Genomic DNA, 6,185 nt, shown 5'->3' with positions numbered 1-6,185 from the left:
CGCCTGGACAGAGGCGCATCACATCCGGCACTGGGCCGATGGTGGCCCCACCGACATGAACAACCTCGTCCTCCTGTGCGGATTCCACCACCGACTCCTTCACCACTCCGACTGGGAAGTGTTCATCGGCACCGACAACCACCCGTGGTTCGTGCCACCGGCAACCGTCGACCCCTACCGACAACCCAGACCATCCCACGCCCGAGCAGGCCCCCACATCGCCTGACCCTGCCCACACCCCTCCACATACCAATCCAGCCCCGCACCGAGAACACGGCGCGGGGCTGGAAGAGACTGCTCGACAGGCTGATTCGGTCGAACCATGGATCAGACACCGCGGTCGTGTCACATCACCTCGAGCAGGTGTTGGGACAGGAACGACAGCGCGGTCTACTGGCTAGTTCGCGTCGAGCTTCGCGACAGCCTCGTCGATCATCGGCACGTATCGCTCGAGTGCCCACGGCACCGTCAACGGATTGATGATGGACGACCCGGTGACGAAGGACTGATCCGTCGGCGCAACGACCGACCCGCGGGAAACAGCCGGAATCTGCTTGTACGCAGGCTGATTCTCGGTGTCGGTACGGTTCTGCGGATCCGAGTAGAACGTGAAGATCAGGTCGGAATCGTTCAGCAGATTCGCATTCTCCAAGCCGATGACCGACGAGTCGGTGCCCTCGGTCTCGTCGAGCGTGTTCACCACCGGGTCCACCTGCAACCCGAGACCGCGCACCATCGCGACGCGCTGCTCGTCGGCGAGGAACACTCCGAGCGTCCCGGGGCCGGTGTTGTAGATGTACGAAAAGCTCACGTCCGAATACTCGGGGTGCTGGGCGGCGGCGTCGGCGAAGCGCGCCTTGATCTTGTCGACCTCCTCCGCTGCCTTCTGTTCCTCACCCATCGCCTTGCCGATCACGGTGATCTGATCTTCCCAGGTGATCGTCCACGGCTGCTCCTCGTAGGCGACCACCGGAGCGAAGGCACTGAGCTTGTCGAACTGATCCTGGGTGATGCCGGACCACGGAGCCAGAACGAGATCCGGCTCCAGGGCGGCAATGGCCTCGATGTTCAGTTCGGTTCCGCCGGTGAATTGTTCGGGAAGCTCGGCCCCCAATTCGGTGACCGCGTCGTGTACCCACGGCAGGTAACCGGTGTCGTCGGCACCCCACGAATACTCCTCGACGCCGACCGGGACGGTACCCAGCGCGATCGCCGTCTCCGCCGAACCCTGACCGAGAGTCACGATGCGCTCCGGCTTCTCGGTGATGACCGCCTGCCCCAGTGCCGAATCGATGGTGACGGCCGCGAAATCACCGCCTCCCGACTGCTCGGGCCCGGCAGTGTCGGAGGACGAGCACGCACCGACCACCAGGGCCGACACAGCGAGTGCAGACAGCAGGGACACACGGCGGGCAGTCCGACGACCGGCCGACGAAGCAGAGAACATGGTTACCCTTTCGACAAGCAAAGAAGCATTGAAGTAAGAGTAGGCTAACCTTCAATGAGGATTCAAATGCGCTGCGCAGCGCATATTCGCTACGGTGGGAGCCATGAGCCTTCCTCGTCCCGCCCCTGATCGGACAGCCGTCGTGACCGGAGCGTCCTCGGGAATCGGAGCCGCGATCGCCCGCGTGCTCGCATCCCGTGGCCATGGCGTCACCCTCGTCGCCCGGCGCGCCGACAAGCTCGAAGAGTTGGCACAGGAGATTCGGGCACGGGGAGTCCGAGCCGAAGTGCTCGCAGCGGACCTCTCCGACCGCACGGCGCGAGCCGAATTGATCGGCCGCATCACCGAACTCGGCCTGATCCCCGACATCTTGATCAACAACGCCGGCCTTTCCACACTCGGACCGGTCGCAGAATCCGATCCCGACGCCGAGATGCACATGATCGAGGTGGATGTCGTCGCTGTCGCAGACCTGTGCACCCGGTTCCTCCCCGGCATGATCGAACGAGGACGCGGCGCGCTGCTCAACGTGGCCTCGACCGCTGCGTTCCAGCCTCTGCCCGGACAGGCCGGATACGGTGCGTGCAAGGCGTTCGTACTCTCCTACACCCAGTCTCTGACCGGCGAACTGCGCGGAACCGGCGTGACCGCAACCGCACTGTGCCCCGGACCGGTCCAGACCGGGTTCGGCGAAGCCGCAGGCTTCGCCAAAGACGATGCAGAGAAGGCACTTCCGTCGATCATGTGGGTCTCTGCCGAGACAGTGGCCAGGACTGCCGTCGACGACATGACCAAGGGACGCATGGTGTCGATCCCCGGGCCCGCCAACCGCATCGGATCGATATTCGCGCAGATCACCCCGCGAACACTGTTGGTCCCGATGCTCACTCGTGTCCATCCCGGCCTGAAGAAGGGTGCATCGTCGTGAAGCGCGAACTCACCGTTTCCGACAGCATCGTCGTTAATGCCGACGCCGCTACGCTCTACGCCGCGATCAGCGACCCCACCGAGATGGGTCGGTGGAGCCCCGAGAACACCGGTGCCACCGTCCACGAACCCCGCGAGAGTGCCTACGTAGGAATGGTGTTCGACGGAACCAACAAGCGCGGCCGAGCGAAATGGGTCACTCGCTGCACCGTCACGGCGGCCGACCCGGGGAAGACCTTCGAGTTCCGCGTCCATGCCATCGGCAAGAGCGCTCCGAAGATCAAGGGCGCGAACGCAACCTGGCGTTACGACTTCGAGCCGGTCGAGGGCGGCACGAAAGTCACCGAGACCTGGACCGACGACCGGACGAAGTGGCCCGACGCGCTGGCCCTCGTGTTCGACAAGATCGTCACCAGCGGCAAGACGTTCCCGCAGTTCCAGCGTCGCAACATCCGTAAGACGCTGGAGAACCTGCAGAAGCTCTACGCCTGATTGCTATGCCTGCCGGGTGTAGAGGCCGAGAACGTACGAGGCCTGCCCGGCATGCTGCAGGTCGTCGGAGACCACCGACACCAGCCGCGCACCCAGGGTGACCGGCGGATCCCAGTTCTCGTCGACGATCCGATCGAGATCGTCGGTCGAAACGCTGCTTACGTAGGCAACGGTTTTCGAGTGCACGGCATCGTGGTATTCACGCAGCAACTCGGCGCTCGAGGTGACCTGAGCGACGTCGGCGGACGACTGGCCGTACCCGATGTCGGACTTGTCGAACGGCAGCCCGAAACGCTCGAACCACGAGTCCGACGTCCAGACCTGTTCGCTCCCGGCCACGTCCGCAATGTGGTCGTCCTGCACCCGCGTCAGGTGCCACAACAACCAGGCGATGCTGTTGGCATCGGCGTCCGGACGATACGTCAACGCAGCCGCGGGGATGTCGTCCAGGACGGAGTGGACGAGCTCCTTGATTCGACCGAACGCGTCGGTGAGCACTTCGTTGTGATTCATGAAAATTCGTTTCTCCTCTGACGGGACTGCTGACCACTCGTGCATACCCCGATGTGCTCGCAGGGAACATCGGTGCGGTCCGAGCGCGTTGGACCGAATATGACTGCTCCAGCAATTGTGTACACCCGCACCGGCGATTCGTCCGTCCTCGAGCTGAAGGATCGCGAGGTGTCCGAGCCCGCCGCAGGCGAAGTGCGTGTCCGCATCGTGGTCTCGGGCGTCAACCCGACGGACTGGAAGAACCGAACCGGCTCCGGACCGGGCGAGGAACTCGCGTTCGACGAGGTGGTACCCAACCAGGACGGTGCCGGAGTGATCGACGCCGTCGGACCCGAGGTCGACGGCGTGGCCGTCGGCGATCGCGTCTGGGTCTACCTCGCCCAGCATCAGCGTCCGACCGGAACAGCGCAGTCTTTCGCAGTCCTACCCGCCTCCCGGGCGGTTCCTCTACCCGACGGCGTCGGATTCGACGTGGGCGCGAGCCTCGGGGTGCCTGCGATGACGGCACACCGCGCACTGACCGTCTCCGAGGACGGACCCACCCGGCTGCACCCGGGCGCACTGGACGGTAAGTCGGTACTCGTTGCCGGTGGTGCCGGTGCCGTCGGCCATGCCGCTATCCAATTGGCCCGCTGGGCGGGCGCGACCGTGGTGACGACGGTCAGCGGACCGGAGAAGGGCGCACTGGCGACCGCCGCGGGCGCGCACCACGTGGTGAACTACAAGACCGGCGACGCCGCCGCCGAGATCCGCGAATTGATCCCCGCCGGAATCGATCTCGTCGTCGAGGTGGCTCCCGCCCAGAATGCCGCGCTCAACGCTGCCGTGGGAGCCAACCGCGCATCGGTTGCCGTCTACGCCAACAACGGCGGCGACACCGTGACCCTCGACGTCCGGCCGAACATGGTGCTCAACACCCGCTACCAGTTCGTACTCCTCTACACCGTGGGCGACGAGGCTTTGCGGAACGCCGAGGCGGACGTCAGCGCGGCGGCGGCAGCCGGTGTTCTCGAGGTGGGCGAAGCCACCGGCCTACCACTGCACCGCTTCCCGCTGAGCGAAACCGCTGCGGCTCACGACGCCGTCGAGAACGGAACCGTCGGCAAGGTGCTGATCGACGTCTCCAGCGACTGATTCAGGTGATGACCGGCAACGTTGACCATGGAAAATTGATCCGCTTGTCGGTTTCACGCCACGAATAGTCCGGCTGCACAATGGTTCTCGGCTTGGTGTAGATCACGGCCGACCGCACCTCGGGCGTGTGCGCCTTCAACAGGTCGATCACCAGCGCCAGCGTGCGGCCGGAATCGGCGACGTCGTCGACGACGAGCAACTTCTTACCGACGATCGCGTCGGTGTCCAGAAGGGGCTCGAGGACAACCGGATCGGGCAGGGTCTCCTCGATGTCGGAGTAGAACTCGACGTTGAGGGTGCCCGCTGCCTTGACGCCCATGGCGTAGGCAATCGCACCCGCAGGAATGAGACCGCCGCGAGCGATCGCGATGACGATGTCCGGGACGAACCCGTCGTCGACGATCTGCACGGTGAGTTCACGCGAGGCGTCCCCGAACGTCGCCCACGTCAGTACTTCACGTTCCTGTTCGGTCATGAACGATCACTCTACCCAGGCGGCGTTTTGCCAATCGAGCAAATTTGTTTGCGCCCACGTTCGTGAGCGGGCATTCTCGAACCATGGCCGACCACACGCACGCTCACACTCATGCCGCCGACCGGACCCCCGCAGAGCCGGACTTCGAGAACGGTGCCTTCGACGAAGCATTCTGGGACGACCTCTACAACCAGCGCACCACCATCTGGAGCGGACATCCCAATGCCGTGTTGGTACAGGAAGCGTCCGAGCTGACTCCGGGCCGCGCCCTGGACATCGGCTGCGGGGAAGGTGCCGACTCCCTGTGGTTGGCCGTTCAAGGCTGGCACGTGACCGGCGTCGACATCTCCGATGTCGCCCTCGGCCGCGCCCGCGCGGCACAACAGGCCCTCGAGCCGCACACACTCGCGGTGAACTGGCAGCAGCACGACGTTCTGGACTGGACTCCTCCGACAGAGGCATTCGATCTCGTGTCGGTGCACTTCCTCCAGGTGCCACCGGACGAGCTCGAATTGACCACCCGCAGGTTCGCCGCAGCGGTCTCGCCGAAGGGACGTCTGCTGATCGTCGGCCACAGTCCCAGCGACAGCCACGCCTCGCAGCATCCGGCCAAGCACAGACTCTTCGCACCGGAACCGGTCGTCGCTGCGGCAGGCGACGGGTTCGAGGTGATCCACGCCGAACACCGCACCCGCACGACGCCGGACGGCGACGAGCGAATCGACACGGTCGTGATGCTGCAACGTCGGTAGGCTCGGGCGGTGTTCACGCAGTCGACGTTACGAATTCCCCTGGTCGTCACCTTCGTCGTCGCGCTGATCGTGCTCTTCACCCCCGCATCCGGGGTTCCCTCGGGATTTCAGCACAGCGACAAGATCATCCACTTCGTACTGTTCGCTGCGCTGGCGTACACCTCACGCCTGGCCGGAATCGACTGGATCCGAACCGCACTGTGGGTACTGACGTTCGCGGCGATCTCGGAGGTCCTGCAGGCGATCCTGCCTCTGGGACGCTCCGGATCGCTCGCCGACGCCCTCGCCGACGCCGCCGGAGTTGCTGTGGGCCTGCTCGCAGCGAGTCGGGTTCTACCGCAGCGCGTCGAACGCGCCCCGGACCTGCACTAGACTGACCCTGCACCGGGGTCCCTCGGCCAGCGCGCGACTCCGGAAGGAACGTCATCACCTCGTCTTCTGCCCC

The 6,185-nt window shown here is 64.9% G+C and carries 9 protein-coding genes; 6 read left to right on the top strand and 3 right to left on the bottom strand.

Translation table 11 applies throughout. The features are described 5' to 3' along the window. Positions 1–226, top strand: a 226-nt coding sequence (locus tag CH296_RS16945) for an HNH endonuclease signature motif containing protein (RefSeq protein ID WP_143546372.1), incomplete at its 5' end; no start/stop codon positions are given. Between the two features lie 171 nt (positions 227–397). Here CH296_RS16945 and CH296_RS16940 read toward each other — a convergent pair. After that, positions 398–1,447, bottom strand: coding sequence for an iron-siderophore ABC transporter substrate-binding protein (locus tag CH296_RS16940; protein WP_094685283.1), 1,050 nt, complete (start codon positions 1,445–1,447; stop codon positions 398–400). Positions 1,448–1,550: 103 nt separating this feature from the next. On the opposite strand from CH296_RS16940, the gene CH296_RS16935 reads away from it, so the two are divergent. After that, complete coding sequence (locus tag CH296_RS16935; RefSeq protein WP_094647023.1) at positions 1,551–2,375, top strand: SDR family oxidoreductase; 825 nt, start codon at positions 1,551–1,553, stop codon at positions 2,373–2,375. Next, positions 2,372–2,866, top strand: coding sequence for an SRPBCC family protein (locus tag CH296_RS16930; RefSeq protein ID WP_094631606.1), 495 nt, complete (start codon positions 2,372–2,374; stop codon positions 2,864–2,866). The genes CH296_RS16935 and CH296_RS16930 overlap by 4 nt, the downstream gene beginning before the upstream one ends. Before the next feature lie 3 nt (positions 2,867–2,869). Here the strand turns inward: CH296_RS16930 and CH296_RS16925 are convergent, their stop codons facing one another. Further along, positions 2,870–3,379 carry a DinB family protein gene (locus CH296_RS16925; protein ID WP_094631622.1) on the bottom strand — a complete coding sequence of 170 codons (510 nt, stop codon included), beginning with the start codon at positions 3,377–3,379 and terminating at the stop codon, positions 2,870–2,872. A 99-nt stretch (positions 3,380–3,478) separates the two neighbouring features. On the opposite strand from CH296_RS16925, the gene CH296_RS16920 reads away from it, so the two are divergent. After that, the gene (locus tag CH296_RS16920) at positions 3,479–4,513 is read left to right on the top strand and encodes an NADPH:quinone reductase (protein WP_179277750.1); all 1,035 of its coding nucleotides are present in this window, start codon (positions 3,479–3,481) and stop codon (positions 4,511–4,513) included. Position 4,514: 1 nt separating this feature from the next. Here the strand turns inward: CH296_RS16920 and CH296_RS16915 are convergent, their stop codons facing one another. Next, entirely contained in the window at positions 4,515–4,988 is a 474-nt protein-coding gene (locus tag CH296_RS16915) for a phosphoribosyltransferase (RefSeq protein WP_094685282.1), read from the bottom strand. 83 nt (positions 4,989–5,071) lie between these two features. Between CH296_RS16915 and CH296_RS16910 the strand changes: the two genes are divergently transcribed. Beyond that, positions 5,072–5,740, top strand: a complete 669-nt coding sequence (locus CH296_RS16910; protein ID WP_094685281.1) for a bifunctional 2-polyprenyl-6-hydroxyphenol methylase/3-demethylubiquinol 3-O-methyltransferase UbiG — start codon at positions 5,072–5,074, stop codon at positions 5,738–5,740. A 9-nt stretch (positions 5,741–5,749) separates the two neighbouring features. Continuing rightward, complete coding sequence (locus tag CH296_RS16905; RefSeq protein WP_032396514.1) at positions 5,750–6,112, top strand: VanZ family protein; 363 nt, start codon at positions 5,750–5,752, stop codon at positions 6,110–6,112. The last annotated feature ends 73 nt before the right edge of the window (positions 6,113–6,185 follow it).

The sequence above is a fragment of the Rhodococcus sp. 14-2496-1d genome (assembly GCF_002259365.1).
In the GTDB taxonomy this organism is placed as follows: Bacteria; Actinomycetota; Actinomycetes; order Mycobacteriales; family Mycobacteriaceae; genus Rhodococcoides.
The sequence above is the reverse complement of the archived record's forward strand: the minus strand, read 5'-3'. Positions and strand labels throughout refer to the sequence as shown.